Raw genomic sequence first — 15539 nt, 5'->3', positions numbered from 1 at the left:
GCCCCTACCGCGACGGCGGCGCCGTGCTCGCCCGTTCCACCAGACGGGTCGACAGCTCGGTGCGCGTGCTCTCCGGGCAGTGGCCGTCCATCATGCGGACCAGCAGCCGCAGGGCCGTCGCCGCCATCTCGCCCAGCGGCCGGCGGACCGTCGTCAGCGCCGGGGTCGCCCAGCGGGCCTCGGGCAGGTCGTCGAAGCCGACCACGCTGACGTCGTCCGGGATGCGCAGGCCCCGCTCGGCCACGGCCTCGTACACGCCCGGCGCCATCGCGTCCGAGCAGACGAACACGGCGGTCGGCGGCGCGGCCAGATCGAGGAGCGCGCGCATGCGCTGCCGGGCCGTCGCCTCGTCGAAGCCGCCGTTCACGACGTACTCGGGACGCTCCTCCAGGCCCGCCGAGGCCAGCGCCGAACGGTAGCCCGCCAGCCGCGCGCCGCCGCACACCGAGCGCCGCCGCCCGGTGATCACCGCGATGCGCTCGTGGCCCAGGCCGATCAGATGCTCCGTCGCGCTCACCCCGCCCTGCCAGTCGGCCGTGCCCACCGAGATCACGCCGGGCGGCGGTTCCTGGACCGGGTCGATCAGCACGAACGGGATCTGCTGCTGCGTCAGCCACGCGTACTGCGACTCCGCCGGCTCGGCCGGGCCGAACAGCACCCCCGCCGAGCCGCGCGCGGTCAGCCTGTCCAGCCAGCCTCGCCGCGGCAGCCCGGCCCGCCCCCGATCGCCGACGGCCGACACGACGACGTCGAGACCGGCCTCGTACGCCTCCTCCTCCACGCCCCGCAGCACCGCGCCCGACGAGGCGCTGTCCAGGGAGTGCAGCACCAGGTCCACCAGCGCCGGAGTGCGCGCGGTGTCGAACCGGGGCCTGCGGACGTAACCGAGCCGGTCCAGCGCCTCGGTGACCCGGCGTCGCGTCTCCGGGGCCACGTCCTGGCGGCCGTTGACCACCTTGGACGCGGTCGGCACGGACACGCCGGCCTCCCGTGCCACCACCGCGAGCGTCGGCCCGGCCGTCAGCCCCGCGTTAGCCGTACGGCCCATCGGACCACACCACCCCTCCGGCCCGCCCGAGGGCCCGTAGAAAGCGCTTCCTGTCGACAGCGGTTTTCTACAGTAGGCGGACGGCCGGTGGACGTGAAGACTCAGGCGACCCGGACCAGGTCCGCGTGCCGCACCTCGTGGGCGAGCGGCAGGCCCGCGGCCAGCCGCTCCAGTTCCTCCACGACCGTGCGGCCGAGCCGCTCCAGCTCGTTGCCGAGCGAGCCCGCGACGTGCGGGGTGAGGAAGACGTTGGGGAGGCCGTAGAGCGGCGAGCCGGCGGGCAGCGGCTCGGGGTCGGTGACGTCGAGGATCGCGCTCAGCCGCCCGGAGACCAGTTCGTCGGTGAGGGCCGGCTGGTCGATGAGCGCGCCCCGCGAGGTGTTGACGACGACGCCGCCGTCCCGGACCAGCGCGAGCCGCGCGCGGTCGAGCAGGTGGCGCGTCCCGGGGAGGGCGGGGGCGTGCAGGGTGACGATGTCGCTCTGCCGCAGCAGTTCCTCCAGGGACACCGGCCGGGCGCCGAGCGCGGCGGCCCCGGCGGCGTCCACGTACGGGTCGTGCAGCAGGACCTCGAAGTCGTGCGGCCGCAGCAGTTCGAGGAGCCGGCGGCCGACGCGCGAGGCGCCGACGACACCGACCCGCCGGCCGAAGTTGCCGGTCGCGGCGGACTCGGCGGGGACCGGGAGAGCGTGCGTGGCGCGGTAGCGCTCGCGGTGGGCGAAGACGTCCTTCCCGGCGAGCAGGATCATCCCGAGGGTGTACTCGGCGACCGGCAGCGCGTTGGCCTCGACCGCGCTGGACACGGCGATCCCCCGCTGCCAGACCGCCTCGCCGGCCAGGTGGCGCACGGACCCGGCGGCGTGCAGGACCGCACGCAGCGCCGGCGCCGCGGCCAGCACGCCGTCGTCCAGGCGCGGGCAGCCCCAGCCGGTGATCAGCACCTCCGCCCCGGCCAGCGTGTCCGCGGCGGCCGGGTCGGCGACGTCCTGGACCACGACGCCGGGGTCGATCTCGGCCGTCCGCCGCAGCCGTGCCATGAGACGCTCGGGGAAGAGCCCCGGCAGATGGACCGGGTCCATCGCGAAGACGGCTCTGGGCGGCGGCGCACTGGGCATTGCTCTCCTCTGACCGTGCGGAAGCGATGGGCAGGCGATGTGCAGGCGTGCGCGAGCGGTGGACAAGCGGCGCACAAGCGTTTTCTACGCGCCTTCACCGTAGGTTCGCCGCGGACCGCCGGTCAATCGCCGTACCGTCGCGATGGTTTCGGGGCCCACCCGGCAGCACCCGCCGATCAGCCGAGCCCCGGCGGCGCGCCAGCACTCGACCAGGGCGGGCGTGAAGGTCCCGGCCCCCTCCCAGGCCCGGGCGCCGGCGTCCCATCTCTCCCCGCTGTTGGGGTAGACGACGACCGGCTTGCCGCCGCCGACCCGCGCGGCGATGCGCACGGCCCGCTCCGCGTCCTGGGGCGCGCAGCAGTTGACGCCGACCGCGATCACGTCGTCGGCGCCGGCGGCCAGGGCGAACGCCTCCTCCAGCGGCTGCCCGGCACGGGTGCGGTCGCCCGCGATGGTGTACGACAGCCAGGCCGGCGTGCCGAGCCCGCGCACCGCCCGCAGCAGGGCCCTCGCCTCGTCGGTGTCCGGAACCGTCTCCAGCGCCAGCACGTCCGGCCCGGCGGAGGCGAGCACCTCCAGCCGGGGCCGGTGGAAGCGCTCCAGTTCGTCCACGGTGAGGCCGTAGCGGCCGCGGTACTCGGAGCCGTCCGCGAGCATGGCGCCGTAGGGTCCGGCGGAGGCGGCCGTCCACAGCGGGCGGCCGATCCCCTCGGCGTGCGCCCGGCCGGCGGCCTCGCGCGCCAAGTCGACGCTGAGCCGCATGAGTTCTGCGGCCCGCCGCCGGTCGATGCCGCGCCGGGCGAACCCTTCGAACGTGGCCTGGTAGCTCGCGGTGATCGCGACGTCCGCCCCGGCGCGGAAGTAGGCGAGATGTGCCTCGGCGACCGCCTCGGGCCGCTCGGCGAGCAGCCGCGCCGACCACAGGGCGTCGCTCAGGTCGTGCCCGGCGGACTCCAGTTGGTTGGACATGCCGCCGTCGAGGACGAGGGGGGCGCCGGCGGCGAGGGCGCCGGCGAAGGTCGTACCGGTCATGGCACGACGCTAGTGCTCCTCGGCGTCAGCTTCACGGGCGTGCCCTGCGCCGCCGGCCCGTCCGCGGTCGCGGATCCGGAGTCGCCGGCGGGATTGGAGCCGTAGCCGAAGGTGGTCGCCCCGATGGGGGTGCCCGCCCGCCCCCGGCCGCCCTCGAAGGGGCGGAACTCGCAGGCGATGACGGGCCGGGGTGCGGCGGCGCCCTCGGCCTCGGCGCGGCGCACGCTGATCCTGCTCATCATCCACAGCAGATAGGCCACGGTCAGGGCGAGCAGCATGTGCAGCGCGCCCCACAGCACCGCGGACGGCGTCGGCAGGCCGCCCGCGGTGTGCATCTTGTTGGCGGCCAGCCGCACCACGGTCCGCACCAGCGACCACAGCACCAGCCCGACGCCGATGATCGGCAGCAGCAGGAAGAGCATCTGCAGGACGGACGCGGCGATGCCGAGCGGTGAGGCCGCGGAGCCGATCAGCCCGCCGGCCGTGTCCCAGGCCTGCACGAGCATGTCCGGCAGCCGCAGCACCACGACGCCCAGCTGGAGCACGAGCGCGGGCAGGACGAGCAGCACCCAGAGGGTGACGACGGTCTGCGGCCACGGTTTCAGCTCACGCAGCCTCGGCTCCGGGGGACGGCGCAGGATCTTGTGCCGCAGGATGGGGCCGATGTACTTGAACAGGTCGGGGATGCCGACCAGGTCCGACATGATGTAGTACCCGTCGAACCGGAGCGTCGGCAGCAGCTGCTGCACCACTTCCAGGTTGATCAGCAGGATCGCGGCGAGCAGGACCGGCGTCGGATGCTGCGCGTAGACGGCGGTGAGGCCGAGGATGAACAGGCCGTTGAAGTAGACGCCGCCGAGGTCGGTGCGCAGCCGTCCGGCCCGGCCGAGCCGGTAGGAGTTGGTGACGTCGGTGTAGAAGGCGGGCCAGACGACGTAGATGCCGCAGCCCATCGCGCCGGGGCGCACCTTGCCGTAGCGGCAGGCGGAGGCGTGGCCGATCTCGTGGAAGGCGGCGGACAGCAGGGTGAGTCCGACGGTGACCAGGACGCCGACGGGCTCGGCCATCACGCCGATCATCGCGCCGCCGGTGTCCTGGGTGGTGAACAGCCAGGTCTCGGCGGCCAGCAGCGCGGCGAGCACGGGGATCACGGCGGCGGGATGGAACAGCCAGGCGAACAGCCCGGCGATCACCCAGGTCGTCTGCTCGGAGACGAGGGCGGCACGGGTGCGCAGGCCGAGCACCGCGTGCTCCGACTTGGTGACCACGGGTGCGGTGCCGTCGCTGCGGGTGGTGATGCCGAGCGGGGCGAGCTTCTCGTCCAGCAGGTAGGCGATGTGCTCGGCGGCGAAACCCCGTCCGGTGGCCTTGGACATGGCCTCGGCGACCCGTCCGAGGAGCGCCTCGGCGGTGTCCACGGTGCCGCTGTGGCGGTGGAGTTCCTTGACCGTGCGGTAGAGCAGGTCGGGGAGGTGGATGACCTGGCCGTCGCGGCGCTGGACCATGTGCGGGGGCTTGCGGTAGCCCGAGCCCGCGTACTCGCCGACGAGTTCGGTGCCGTCGGCGAGGGCCGGCAGGTTCTCCCGGACAGAAGGGGAAGGCATGCGGATCTCCCGGTGAGACGACGGGGCCCGGCACACCCTGCCGGGCCCCTCGTCGCGGTGGAGCGGTCAGCTGGTGGTGACCGCGGCCGGCACGCAGGTCACGCTCGAACTCGGGTTGTTGGAACCGAGTCCCAGCGAGCCCAGCAGGCCGGGGGTGCCGTGCGTACGCTCGGCCTGGCAGGCGAAGGCGACCGTCGAGTTGCCGTCGCCGTTGCCGCCCTGCGGGAAGTCGTAGTGATACGTCGTGGAGCTGTTGTCGATCGTGATCAGCGACAGCATGTTCCGCGGCGGAAGGAACTCCCCAGCGAGCACATTGAGTTCGTGGTAACCGATCTCGTCCATGGCTTCCTTCCTCGGGTTACCCTCATACCGGCTCTGCGCCCGTTACGTGCCGTTCGTTTCCTGCCGGCACTCACGGTCGGGACGCGGAAACCCGAACGGCCGGGGATGGCGATTTCCGTGGTGGCGGAAACGCCATCCCCAGCCGCAGACAGGGGGTGTACGACTAGAACACCGCGACCTGGCTCGGCATGCAGGTCATGCTCTGGCTCGGGTTGTTGGAGCCCAGGCCCAGCGAGCCCAGCAGACCCGGCGTGCCGTCCGTCTCCTGGACGTGGCAGGCCGAGCTGCTGATGCCGTTCTGGTCACCGCCGTGACCACCACCGGCGACGGCAGCAGCAGACGACGAGGAGCCGCCCTCGGAGCCGCCGCCACCCCAGTTGTTGAAGGGAACGACGGTGGACAGCACGGCACGCTCGGGCAGCATCTCGCCGGCGAGAACGTCGAGCTCCTCGAAGCTGATCTTCGACATGTGAGATTTTTCCTTTCTGTTTCCTGCACTCCCGGCTCGCAACCCCGACCGAGCCGGTGTCCATCACGGTGTGGACACACAGGTAACCGCGGGGGCCTCCCGCCGGAAACGGAGCATCACGCTTTCCGGCAATGTTCCGGGCAAATGGGTGCAGTCGTCCGCGCGCACCCCAGGGGTGTGATAACGGAACAGAAACGTCACTGTCAGGCAAAAGCCGCAGGTCAGCAATGTGCGCGCAGCAAAACCGCAAGAGTGCGGACATCACGGCGCAATGGGACAGATGTCCAGCTCTGGGCAGGAGATCACCGTCCGATTCCTTCAAGACGCCCGCCGCCCGCCCTTCCTACCGTGACGGCATGACTCCACGTTTCGACGCCATCGGTCTGGTGGTCTCCGACATGGCCGCCTCCGTCGCCTTCTACCGCCGTCTCGGGTTCGCCTTCCCGGAAGGGTCCGAGGACCAGCCGCACGCGGAGGCGGCGCTGCCCGGCGGGGGCCGGCTGCTGCTGGACACCGAGGACACCGTCCGCTCCTTCCACCCCGGCTGGCGGCCCCCGGACGCCGGCTCCCGGTCCGCGATCGCGCTGCGCTGCGCGGGGCCCGCGGAGGTCGACGCGGTGTACGAGGAGATGGTGGGCGCGGGGCACCACGGCGAGCTGAAGCCGTGGGACGCGTTCTGGGGGCAGCGGTACGCCGTCCTGCACGACCCCGACGGCAACGGCGTCGACCTGTTCGCCCCGCTGCCGTCAGCCCCGCAGTAGCTCGCCCAGCGTGACGCCCGCCAACTGCCGGACCTCGCGCGCCAGATGGGCCTGGTCGGCGTAGCCGCACCGGGCCGCCGTGTCGGCGTGAGGAGCGCCGGAGCGGGCGAGGGCGAGGGCCCGCTGCAGACGCAGCACACGGGCCAGGGTCTTGGGGCCGTAGCCGAAGGCGTGCAGCGCGCGGCGGTGCAACTGCCGTGCGCTCAGGCCGAGTCGGTCGGCGGTCGCGGCGACCGGGCGGCCCTCGTCGAGGGCGGCGACGACCTGCCGCAGCAGGGGGTCGGGCGGCCCGGACTCGGTCGCCAGGTCCACGGCGAGGGCGTCCAGGCCCGCGGCGGGGTCGGCGGCGGCGTTCACCCGGTCCGTCAGCCGCCGCACCCGCGCGGCCGGCCACAGGTCGGCCAGTTCCACCCGGCGGTCGCGCAGGGCGTGTGCCGGGACGCCGAGCAGGCCGGGCGCCGTGCCCGGGTGGAAGCGGACGCCCGCCCAGGGGCCGGCCGCGCCGTCGGTGAGGTACGCACGCGTGTCCGGGCCGGCGACCAGCAGCCGGCCGTCGTGCCACAGCAGGTCCATGCAGCCGTCGGGCAGGACCCGCCCGGCGCCGGGCCCGGCAGGTGTGTGCGTCCACACCACCGCCCCGGCCAGCCGCGAGGCCCGTTCCGCGTACATGCGGCCCAGGTTACGACGGGTGGCGGCGAGCCGTACGGCGTGAACCGTCCCACCCTTCGCTTGGCGGCCTTCACCCGGGGTAACCGGGAAGTCTTCCGGTCTGCCGGGACGAACCCCACGGAGGCTCGAGACAGCCGAAGAGAGCGGGCGGGGCGGCGTACGAGGCGGCCGAGCCCCGCAGACCGGCCCGCAGACCGACCGGACACAGACGCGAAGGGACACCAGCCATGGGAGTACGCCAGGGGCACGGCGGCCGGGAACTCGGCGATCTGGAACCGGGCACGCGTCAGCGCGCCCAGTTGCGCGCGCGCGTCACCGACATCGCCCTGACGGCGCTGTGCGCGGTGCTCGCGCTGTGGGCGGCGTGGAGCGTCGTCGGCGCGGTGCGCGGCACACAGGGGTGGGCGTACAGCGGGGCGGCCTGCGCGCTGCTCGCCATCGCCGTGACCGCGCGGACGGTGGGCCCGCTGCGCCGTGGCACCCGGGCGGGGCGGTAGGGCCGGCTGGGGTGCCGACGGGGCGGGGCCGGGACACCGGGGCCGGACGGCGATCTGTGGTGCGAGGGGCGGGGTGTGACGGTGGGGGACCGTGGGGAACTCGTGCCGCGTACGAACCTGCACGACGAGGAGGGAGAAGCCGGTGACCGTTCCCGAGGAGAGCCGCCGGAAGACCGACACGACCGACGAGGTGATCCGCGAGGCCGCGCCGGGCGCCGACGACGAGCGCGCCGGTGGTGAGGGGTCGACCATCAGGGAGGCCCTGCAGGACGCCGGCGTCAGGCCCGAGGACTACGAGGAGCGGGACCGCGAGGGGTCCTGACCCGCAGGGATGAGCCGCGCGGCGGTCCGGCGCGGTCCCGTGGGGCGGCCGGGGGGGTTGCGACCGGCTCCGCCCCGGCCGTCCCACGGGGCCGTCGAGCCGTCAGGCCGCCGCCTGCCCGTCCACGGGGATGTCCAGCCGGCCGGCCACGGCGGTGAGGGCCTCTCCGAGCGGGAGGGCGACGCGGGTGCGGGCGTGCCGGTCGCCGCGGGTCGGGTCGCGATTGACGATCAGGACCGGCTTGCCGGCCTCGGCCGCCTGGCGGACGAAGCGCAGACCGGACATCACCGTCAGCGAGGAGCCGAGGACCAGCACGGAGGCCGCCTCGCGGACCAGGGAGCGGCAGTGCTCGACCCGCTGGGGCGGGACGTTCTCGCCGAAGAACACCACGTCCGGCTTGAGGACGCCGCCGCAGACCGCGCAGGGCACGACGCGGAAGTCCACCACCTGTGCGTCGGTGAGTTCGGCGTCGCCGTCCGGGTTGATGCCCGCGGCCACCGGCGCGAAGCCCGCGTTGGCCTCCTGCAGCCGCCGGGCCAGTTCGGCGCGCGGGCCGGGGGCGCCGCAGGACAAACAGACGACCCGGCCGAGGTTCCCGTGGAGTTCCACGACGTTCTCGCTGCCGGCGGCCTGGTGCAGTCCGTCGACGTTCTGGGTGATCAGCCCCGACAGCAGGCCGTGCCGCTCGAACGCGGCCACGGCCAGGTGCCCGGCGTTGGGGCGGGCGCGGCCGAAGGTGCGCCAGCCCAGATGGCTGCGCGCCCAGTAGCGGCGGCGGGCGCCGGCGTCGGCGACGAAGTCCTGGTAGGTCATCGGAGTGTGCCGGCTCAGGCTTCCGCCCTCGCCCCGGTAGTCGGGGATGCCCGACTCCGTGGAGATGCCGGCCCCGCTGAGCACCAGCACACGGCCGGCGCGCAGCGCGTCGGCGACCGGCTCCAGGTCCGTGGTGGCCGGCGGCAGGTCCTCGTCGGGGGTCCAGCTCAGGGTGGGGCGCATGCGCATGCCGCCAGCGTACGGAACCGCGGCCCGGCGAGGGGCCCGCTCGCCCACCGGCTCGCCCCGGTGCCGGGCGCGCTGTCGGCGGGCGGTGGTCTTGAGGGCGGCACCACGGCGGCGGAGCCGGTCCCCCGGCTCGGGCACCGGCCCCGCTGCCGGGCGGGCCTCCCGCGTGCGTGGTCCTCGGCGCCGACGCCACGGCGACCGGGCGAGACTGCCCGGTGAAGCCCGGCAAGGCCCGGCGACGCCCGGTCGAGCCCGGTGCGGCCCCTACTCGGCCACCGCCCCCGCCGTCGGGCGCGCCGCCCGCGTCCGGTGCTCCTGGGGGCTCACGCCGTACCGCCGTTTGAACGCGGTCGACAGGGCGAAGGCGCTGCTGTAGCCGACGCGGCGGGCGATGGCCTCCAGGGTGTCGCCGGTGTCGCGCAGCCGGTCCGCGGCCAGGGCGAGGCGCCAGGCGGTGAGGTGGGTCATCGGGGGTTCGCCGACCAGGTCGGTGAAGCGGCGGGCGAGCGCGGCCCGGGAGACGCCGGTCCCGGCGGCGAGGGACGCCACGGTCCAGGGGCGGGCGGGGTCGTCCTGGAGCAGGCGCAGGGCGCGGCCCACGATCGGGTCGGACAGCGCCCGGTACCAGGCGGGCGCCGCCGCCTCGGGGCGCGCGAACCAGGCACGCAGCGCGGCGATGACCAGCAGGTCGAGCAGCCGGTCCAGGACGACCTCCTGGCCGGGTTCGTCACGGGTGATCTCCTCCATGAGGACGGGGGTCAGCGGGCAGCGCCAGGCGTCCGCGGTCAGGCTCAGCAGCGGCGGAAGGGCCTCCAGCAGCGGGGCTCCGATCTCGCCGGGCCACAGGTAGGAGCCGATCAGCATGACCGCGGAGCCGTCGAGCCGGTCGCCCCAGGTGCGCACGCCGAGGTCCATGGAGCCACGCAGGGACGTCCCGTCGGGATAGCGGCACTCGCCGCCCGGCAGGATCAGGGCCTGGGGGGCGGTGGCGGGGTCGTCGGCGCAGGTGTAGGGGTCGGGGCCGCGCGCGATGGCGACGTCGCCGGGGCGCAGTCGTACGGGCTCCGCGGTGTCCGGGAGGAGCCAGGCGTCACCGCGCACCATCAGCATCACCGACAGCGGGGCGCGGTCCTCGACGCGCACGGCCCACGGCGGTTCCAGACACGCCCGGATCAGGAAGGCGCCCCGCGCGCGGGGGCCCGCCAGCAGGCCTGCGAGAGCGTCCATGGCAGAAGCGTAGACGCGCGCGTATGCGGGTGAGCCGCTCGGGCATGGGCCGGTGGACGGGGCGGCGGTTGACTGGGCGTCATGAGGAACACGACGGGTGAGCGGGACACGAGGGGAACCACGGGTGTGACGGGCATGACGGTGGTGGTGACCGGGGCGTCCGGTCGCAGCGGGAGCCGGGTGGCGCGGGCCGCGCGGGCGGCGGGGATGACGGTGCGGCCGGCGTCGCGGACGACGGGCTTCGACTGGGCGGACCGGTCCACCTGGGCGGGCACGCTGCGCGGCGCGGACGCCGCGTATCTGGTCCACCCCGGGGACGTCGGCTCCCCGGCGGCGGCCGAGGGCGTGGGGCTGCTCGCGCGGGAGGCGGTCGCGCTGGGGGTACGGCGGCTGGTGCTGCTGTCGGCGCGCGGGGAGGACCAGGCGCTGCCGGCCGAGGAGGCGCTGCGCGGGTCCGGCGCCGAGTGGACGGTCGTACGGGCGGCGTGGTTCGCGCAGAACTTCAGCGAGGGACCGCTGGTGGAGGGGTTGCGGCTGGGTGGGGAGCTGGCCTTTCCCGGGGGTGCGGTGCGGGAGCCGTTCGTGGATCTGGCGGACGTCGCGGACGTGGTCGTCGGGGTGCTGGCAGGGGGCGGGCGGTATGCGGGGCGGGTGCTGGAGGTGTCGGGGCCGCGGCTGCTGACGTTCGGTGAGGCGGTGGCGGAGATCGGTGCGGCGGCGGGGCGGGAGCTGTCGTACGTGCCGGTTCCGGTGCGGGAGTACGGGGAGCGGCTGGCCGGGTTCGGGGTGCCGCCGCGGGAGGTGGAGCTGCTCGTGGACGTGTTCGCGACGCTGCTCGACGGGCGCAACGAGCGGCTGTCGGACGGGGTGGAGCGGGTGCTGGGCCGCGCGCCCCGGGACTTCGCCGCGTTCGCCGCCGAGGCCGCCGCGGCGGGCGTGTGGGCTACTCCTGCGGCGGCCGGGACTCCCCGTTCGTCTTCTGCGGCGGGTTCTTGACCTGGGCGCGCAGCCGGGACGTGACGTCCTCCGGGGGCAGAAAGCGGGACCAGCGCTCGGGGAACTCCGACGGCATGTCGGGGTCGTCGGGGTCCGGGTCGCCCTCGCGCAGGGCGGCGGCGCGGGCGACGTACTCGGCGACCTGGGCCTGGCGGATCCGCTCGTTGGCGGCGCGGGCGGCGGCGGTGGCGGCGGCCGGCCAGACCCGGTCGATGGCGGCGTTGACGGCCGCGCCGACCAGCACGGCGAAGGCGGACACGCCGATCCACAGCAGTACGGCGACGGCGGCGGCGAGCGAGCCGTAGATGGTGGCGCCCTCGATGGTGTTCGCCAGGTAGATGCGCAGCAGGAAGCTGCCGAGCACCCACATGGCGAGCGCGACCAGGGCGCCCGGGACGTCCTCCACCCAGGGCGAGCGGACCGGTACCGACACGTGGTAGAGCGTGGTGAGGAAGACGATCGACAGGACGATCACCACGGGCCAGTACAGGACCTGCACGACCGTCGTGGACCAGGGCACGACCCGCACCACGGCGTCGGGTCCGGCCACCATCAGCGGCAGCGCGACCGAGCCGATCAGCAGGGCCACGATGAACAGGGCGAACGCCACCAGCCGGGTCTTGACGATGCCGCGGACGCCGTCGAGGCCGTACATGACGGTGATGGTGTCGATGAAGACGTTCACCGCGCGGGAGCCCGACCACAGGGCGAACAGGAACCCTATGGAGACGACGTCGGGCCGGCCGCCGTTCATCACGTCGTCGAGGATCGGCTGCGCTATCTGCCGCACGCCCTTCTCGGACAGGACCGTGCGGGACGCCTCCAGGAGGTTGGCCTCCAGGCTGGAGATGGTGTCGGTGCCGGTCAGGTCGTCGACGTAGCCGAGCAGGCCGATCAGGCTGAGCAGCAGCGGCGGCACGGACAGCAGGGTGAAGAACGCGGCCTCGGCGGCGAGGCCGAGGATGCGGTACTCGATGCAGGAGTTGACGGTGTCCTTCAGCAGCAGCCAGGCGGTGCGTCGCTTGGAGACGTTCCGGTAGAGGGCACGTGCCCGGTGGAGACGGCCCGGGGGGCCCGCGGGGAGATGACTTGCTGGCTGCACGAGGCAACGGTATCCGCCGCGCGGGCCCGCGCTCACCCTGGTCACTCCGGTTGTCCGGGTGACCGTGCCCGCGGGCGGGGCCCCGGTGCCTTTCGCCCGTCCGTGGGGGTAGGTTCGCAGACATGGCACGCAGCACCCACACGGTGACCAATCAGGCCCCGCCACTGGTCGGCTACGACGTCTTCGGCGCCGACCGTGCCCTCGTGGCCGCCGTCGAACGGCATCTGGATCCGGCCCTGCTGGACGAGGCGATGAGCGAGCTGGGCGCCCTGGGGCGGACCTCGGGCTCGGCGCAGGTGCAGGAGTGGGGCGCCCTGGCCAACGCCAACCCTCCGGTCCTGCGCACCCACGACCGCTACGGCAACCGGATCGACGAGGTGGAGTTCCACCCGGCGTGGCACCGGCTGCTGGGCAAGGGCGTGTCGGCCGGGCTGACCGCGGCCTGGGGGCGGCCCGGCGGTCATGTGCGGCGGGCGGCCGGGTTCCTGGTGTGGACGCAGGTCGAGGCCGGCAACGGCTGCCCGCTGTCGATGACCCACGCGGCGGTGCCCGCCCTGCGCGCGGACCCGGACCTCGCGGCCGAGTGGGAGCCGCGGCTGACGTCGATGATCTACGACCGTGATCTGCGGCCGGCGCCCGCCAAGGCCGGCGTGCTGTTCGGGATGGGGATGACGGAGAAGCAGGGCGGCAGCGACGTGCGGGCCGGCACGACCGTCGCCCGGCCGCTCGCCGAGGCCGGGACGTACGAGCTGACCGGGCACAAGTGGTTCTGCTCGGCGCCGATGTCCGACGGCTTCCTGGTGCTGGCGCAGGCCCCGGAGGGGCTCACCTGCTTCCTGGTGCCGCGGGTGCTGCCGGACGGCACACGGAACGTGTTCCTGATCCAGCGGCTCAAGGACAAGCTCGGCAACCGGTCGAACGCCTCCGCCGAGGTCGAGTTCGACGGCACCTGGGCGCGCCGGGTCGGCGAGGAGGGGCGCGGGGTGCGGACCATCATCGAGATGGTCGCGGCCACCCGGCTGGACTGCGCGCTGGGCTCGGCGGGGCTGATGCGGCAGGCGGTCGCGCAGGCCGTGCACCACTGCGAGCACCGCTCGGCGTTCGGCGGGAAGCTGATCGACAAGCCGCTGATGCGCAACGTTCTGGCCGATCTCGCGCTGGAGTCGGAGGCGGCGACGACACTGGCGCTGCGGCTGGCCGCCGCCTACGACGACGGGAGCGAGCAGGAGCGGGCCTTCCTGCGCCTCGCGGTGCCGGCCGCGAAGTACTGGGTGACCAAGCGGTGCGCGCCCGTGGTGGTGGAGGCCGCCGAGTGCCTGGGCGGCAACGGCTACGTGGAGGAGTCGGGGCTGCCCCGGCTGGTGCGCGAGTCGCCGCTGAACTCGGTGTGGGAGGGCGCGGGCAACGTGCAGGCGCTGGACGTGCTGCGGGCGCTGGGGCGGGAGCCGCAGGCGCTGGACGCCTACCTGCGCGAGGTCGGCCTGGCTCGGGGCGCCGACCACCGGCTGGACGCGGCGATCAAGGGGCTGCTGACCGAACTGGCCGATCTGGAGGGCGTGGAGGCCCGCGCGCGGCGGCTGGTCGAGCGGCTGGCGACGGTGCTGCAGGGTTCGCTGCTGGTGCGGTTCGCGCCCGCCGAGGTGGCCGACGCGTTCTGCGCCTCGCGGCTGGGCGGCGACTGGGGCGCGGCGTTCGGGACGCTGCCGCACACCCTGGACCTGGCGTCGGTGGTGGAGCGGGCGCGGCCGGTCGCCGGCTGACCGGGAGCACGCCGACAGGGGTGGTGCTGCGCCGACACGGCACCACCCCTGCCACCACTGGCCCGTTGAGGCCACGAGCGCCGCACGGGCGACGCCGGTCAATCTTCAAACAACGTACGGCTGTTCACCAGGGTTGCAGGGGGTTGCAACTTTCCGGTCTCGGTGACCGGACTGTGTCCCTCCGTGACGGACGGGCGGCAGTATGGGACAACCAATGGGGAAGCGACCGGAATGAGACGCCCCCCGGCCTTGACAGCCGGTCGCACAACTGGCCGATCCCGGGAGGACCTTGTGCCGCAGACGCCGCTGGACGTGTCGCAGCTCGCCGCCGTCGACGCCACGCGGGCGGCGCGCATGGTCCGGGAGATGCGCGACGCCGCCCTCGCCGGACGACGCTCACGGCCGGGTCCGCGCCCGGTGATCGAGCAGTCCTGGGACCGGATGCTGCGCGGCGGGGTCGACCCCGAGCGCGGGGCGCGGTCGAGACTGCTGACGCCGGACGAGGTGCGGCGGCGGCGCGAGGAGTCGCCGCTGCGGCATGTGCTGCCGGTGCTCAGGGAGGGGCTGGTCTCGGTCGCGGACGCCGCGCACCACATCATGGTCGTGGCCGACGCGGACGGCAGGGTGCTGTGGCGCGAGGGCAGTTCGGCGGTGCTGCGGCAGGCGGACGGGCTCGGGTTCATGCTCGGCGCCGACTGGCGGGAGAGCGTCGTCGGGACCAACGGGGTGGGGACGACGGCGGTGCTGCGCCGGCCCGTGCAGGTCTTCGCCGGCGAGCACTTCCTGCGCGCGCACGCCTCGTGGACCTGCGCCGGGGCGCCCATCACGGACCCGCGCGACGGTCGGCTGCTCGGCGTGGTCGACGTCAGCGGCCCGCTGGAGACGGTGCATCCGGCCACGCTGGCCTGGGTGGACTCGGTGGCCAAGCTCGCCGAGGCGCGGCTGCGGGAGCGGCACCTGGCGTCGTTGGAGCGGCTGCGCGCGGTGGCCGCCCCGGCGCTGGCCCGGCTGGCGGGGCGGGCGCTGGCGGTGGACCGGGACGGCTGGACGGCGGCGGTGACGGGGATGCCGTACACCGACCGGGTGGCGATGCCCAAGTCGCTGACGGCGGGGCGGCGATGGGTGCCCGGGCTCGGGGTGTGCGCGGTGGAGCCGCTGGCCGAGGGGTGGCTGGTGCGGCCGACGGACGAGCCGCTGCCGGGCGGTTCCACCCGGATCGTGCTGGACCTCGCGCAGCCGCGCCGCTGTTCGGTGACGGTCTCGGGCAGCGCGGGTTCCTGGACCCACGAGATGAGCCCGCGCCACAGCGAGCTGCTGTTCCTGCTCGCCGAGCACCGCGAGGGCCGCACCGCCGCGCAGCTCGCCGCCGACATGTTCGGCGACCCGGCCCGCACGGTGACGGTGCGGGCCGAGATCTCGCGGGTGCGGCGGTATCTCGGGGGGTTCCTGGAACACCGGCCGTATCGTTTCTGCGACGCCGTCGACATCGCGGTCGTCCTTCCGGCGGACCCTCGGGAGCTGCTGCCCCACTCGACGGCCCCCGCGGTGCGCAGGGCCCGGACCGCCGCGCCGGTATGACCGGGTGACCGTACG

Annotated in this window: 16 protein-coding genes; 6 read left to right on the top strand and 10 right to left on the bottom strand. The window is 74.4% G+C overall.

Annotation, left to right across the window (positions count from 1 at the left end):
• Positions 1-4: 4 nt before the first annotated feature.
• From ACZ6KF_RS05505 to ACZ6KF_RS05480, 6 genes are all read right to left on the bottom strand, one after another.
• Positions 5-1048, bottom strand: coding sequence for a LacI family DNA-binding transcriptional regulator (locus tag ACZ6KF_RS05505; RefSeq protein WP_469158250.1), 1044 nt, complete (start codon positions 1046-1048; stop codon positions 5-7).
• Between the two features lie 101 nt (positions 1049-1149).
• Positions 1150-2163, bottom strand: coding sequence for a hydroxyacid dehydrogenase (locus ACZ6KF_RS05500; RefSeq protein ID WP_469237392.1), 1014 nt, complete (start codon positions 2161-2163; stop codon positions 1150-1152).
• Positions 2164-2247: 84 nt separating this feature from the next.
• Positions 2248-3195, bottom strand: a complete 948-nt coding sequence (gene mmuM / locus ACZ6KF_RS05495; protein ID WP_469237390.1) for a homocysteine S-methyltransferase — start codon at positions 3193-3195, stop codon at positions 2248-2250.
• Positions 3192-4799, bottom strand: a complete 1608-nt coding sequence (locus tag ACZ6KF_RS05490) for a hypothetical protein (RefSeq protein WP_356632639.1) — start codon at positions 4797-4799, stop codon at positions 3192-3194. Before ACZ6KF_RS05490 ends, mmuM begins: the two co-directional genes overlap by 4 nt.
• A 66-nt stretch (positions 4800-4865) precedes the next feature.
• Complete coding sequence (locus tag ACZ6KF_RS05485) at positions 4866-5141, bottom strand: hypothetical protein (RefSeq protein ID WP_356632637.1); 276 nt, start codon at positions 5139-5141, stop codon at positions 4866-4868.
• A 163-nt stretch (positions 5142-5304) separates the two neighbouring features.
• Positions 5305-5610 (bottom strand): hypothetical protein, encoded by a 306-nt coding sequence (locus tag ACZ6KF_RS05480; RefSeq protein ID WP_356632635.1) that lies wholly within the window; start codon positions 5608-5610, stop codon positions 5305-5307.
• A gap of 356 nt (positions 5611-5966) precedes the next feature.
• On the opposite strand from ACZ6KF_RS05480, the gene ACZ6KF_RS05475 reads away from it, so the two are divergent.
• Positions 5967-6371, top strand: a complete 405-nt coding sequence (locus ACZ6KF_RS05475; RefSeq protein WP_356632633.1) for a VOC family protein — start codon at positions 5967-5969, stop codon at positions 6369-6371.
• Here ACZ6KF_RS05475 and ACZ6KF_RS05470 read toward each other — a convergent pair.
• Positions 6357-7040 (bottom strand): helix-turn-helix domain-containing protein, encoded by a 684-nt coding sequence (locus ACZ6KF_RS05470; RefSeq protein WP_469237388.1) that lies wholly within the window; start codon positions 7038-7040, stop codon positions 6357-6359. The two genes, ACZ6KF_RS05475 and ACZ6KF_RS05470, sit on opposite strands and share 15 nt — an antisense overlap.
• Positions 7041-7267: 227 nt before the next feature.
• On the opposite strand from ACZ6KF_RS05470, the gene ACZ6KF_RS05465 reads away from it, so the two are divergent.
• Positions 7268-7537 (top strand): hypothetical protein, encoded by a 270-nt coding sequence (locus tag ACZ6KF_RS05465; RefSeq protein ID WP_356632628.1) that lies wholly within the window; start codon positions 7268-7270, stop codon positions 7535-7537.
• Positions 7538-7679: 142 nt separating this feature from the next.
• Complete coding sequence (locus ACZ6KF_RS05460) at positions 7680-7859, top strand: hypothetical protein (RefSeq protein WP_356632626.1); 180 nt, start codon at positions 7680-7682, stop codon at positions 7857-7859.
• 102 nt (positions 7860-7961) lie between these two features.
• On the opposite strand, the gene ACZ6KF_RS05455 is transcribed toward ACZ6KF_RS05460, so the two are convergent.
• Positions 7962-8861, bottom strand: a complete 900-nt coding sequence (locus ACZ6KF_RS05455; protein ID WP_356632624.1) for an NAD-dependent protein deacetylase — start codon at positions 8859-8861, stop codon at positions 7962-7964.
• 264 nt (positions 8862-9125) lie between these two features.
• Positions 9126-10088, bottom strand: coding sequence for an AraC family transcriptional regulator (locus tag ACZ6KF_RS05450; RefSeq protein ID WP_469158252.1), 963 nt, complete (start codon positions 10086-10088; stop codon positions 9126-9128).
• 81 nt (positions 10089-10169) lie between these two features.
• Here ACZ6KF_RS05450 and ACZ6KF_RS05445 point away from each other — a divergent pair, with 81 nt between their 5' ends.
• Complete coding sequence (locus ACZ6KF_RS05445; RefSeq protein WP_469237387.1) at positions 10170-11084, top strand: Rossmann-fold NAD(P)-binding domain-containing protein; 915 nt, start codon at positions 10170-10172, stop codon at positions 11082-11084.
• Here ACZ6KF_RS05445 and ACZ6KF_RS05440 read toward each other — a convergent pair.
• Positions 11032-12186 (bottom strand): YihY/virulence factor BrkB family protein, encoded by a 1155-nt coding sequence (locus tag ACZ6KF_RS05440; RefSeq protein ID WP_356632618.1) that lies wholly within the window; start codon positions 12184-12186, stop codon positions 11032-11034. The genes ACZ6KF_RS05445 and ACZ6KF_RS05440 overlap by 53 nt on opposite strands.
• Positions 12187-12308: 122 nt before the next feature.
• Here ACZ6KF_RS05440 and ACZ6KF_RS05435 point away from each other — a divergent pair, with 122 nt between their 5' ends.
• On the top strand, positions 12309-13946 hold the full coding sequence (locus ACZ6KF_RS05435) for an acyl-CoA dehydrogenase family protein (protein WP_356632616.1): 1638 nt from the start codon (positions 12309-12311) through the stop codon (positions 13944-13946).
• 354 nt (positions 13947-14300) lie between these two features.
• Entirely contained in the window at positions 14301-15524 is a 1224-nt protein-coding gene (locus ACZ6KF_RS05430; RefSeq protein WP_469237589.1) for a GAF domain-containing protein, read from the top strand.
• Positions 15525-15539: the final 15 nt, after the last annotated feature.

Source organism: Streptomyces sp. NPDC046379 (assembly GCF_055587785.1).
This window is presented reverse-complemented; position numbering and strand designations above follow the sequence as displayed.

Bases quoted from the DNA above. Each gene is read 5' to 3' on its own strand.
- ACZ6KF_RS05505 (WP_469158250.1), bottom strand. From the start codon at position 1,048: ATGGGCCGTACGGCTAACGCGGGGCTGACGGCCGGGCCGACGCTCGCG.
- ACZ6KF_RS05500 (WP_469237392.1), bottom strand. From the start codon at position 2,163: ATGCCCAGTGCGCCGCCGCCCAGAGCCGTCTTCGCGATGGACCCGGTC.
- mmuM (WP_469237390.1), bottom strand. From the start codon at position 3,195: ATGACCGGTACGACCTTCGCCGGCGCCCTCGCCGCCGGCGCCCCCCTC.
- ACZ6KF_RS05490 (WP_356632639.1), bottom strand. From the start codon at position 4,799: ATGCCTTCCCCTTCTGTCCGGGAGAACCTGCCGGCCCTCGCCGACGGC.
- ACZ6KF_RS05485 (WP_356632637.1), bottom strand. From the start codon at position 5,141: ATGGACGAGATCGGTTACCACGAACTCAATGTGCTCGCTGGGGAGTTC.
- ACZ6KF_RS05480 (WP_356632635.1), bottom strand. From the start codon at position 5,610: ATGTCGAAGATCAGCTTCGAGGAGCTCGACGTTCTCGCCGGCGAGATG.
- ACZ6KF_RS05475 (WP_356632633.1), top strand. From the start codon at position 5,967: ATGACTCCACGTTTCGACGCCATCGGTCTGGTGGTCTCCGACATGGCC.
- ACZ6KF_RS05470 (WP_469237388.1), bottom strand. From the start codon at position 7,040: ATGTACGCGGAACGGGCCTCGCGGCTGGCCGGGGCGGTGGTGTGGACG.
- ACZ6KF_RS05465 (WP_356632628.1), top strand. From the start codon at position 7,268: ATGGGAGTACGCCAGGGGCACGGCGGCCGGGAACTCGGCGATCTGGAA.
- ACZ6KF_RS05455 (WP_356632624.1), bottom strand. From the start codon at position 8,861: ATGCGCATGCGCCCCACCCTGAGCTGGACCCCCGACGAGGACCTGCCG.
- ACZ6KF_RS05450 (WP_469158252.1), bottom strand. From the start codon at position 10,088: ATGGACGCTCTCGCAGGCCTGCTGGCGGGCCCCCGCGCGCGGGGCGCC.
- ACZ6KF_RS05445 (WP_469237387.1), top strand. From the start codon at position 10,170: ATGAGGAACACGACGGGTGAGCGGGACACGAGGGGAACCACGGGTGTG.
- ACZ6KF_RS05435 (WP_356632616.1), top strand. From the start codon at position 12,309: ATGGCACGCAGCACCCACACGGTGACCAATCAGGCCCCGCCACTGGTC.
- ACZ6KF_RS05430 (WP_469237589.1), top strand. From the start codon at position 14,301: ATGGTCCGGGAGATGCGCGACGCCGCCCTCGCCGGACGACGCTCACGG.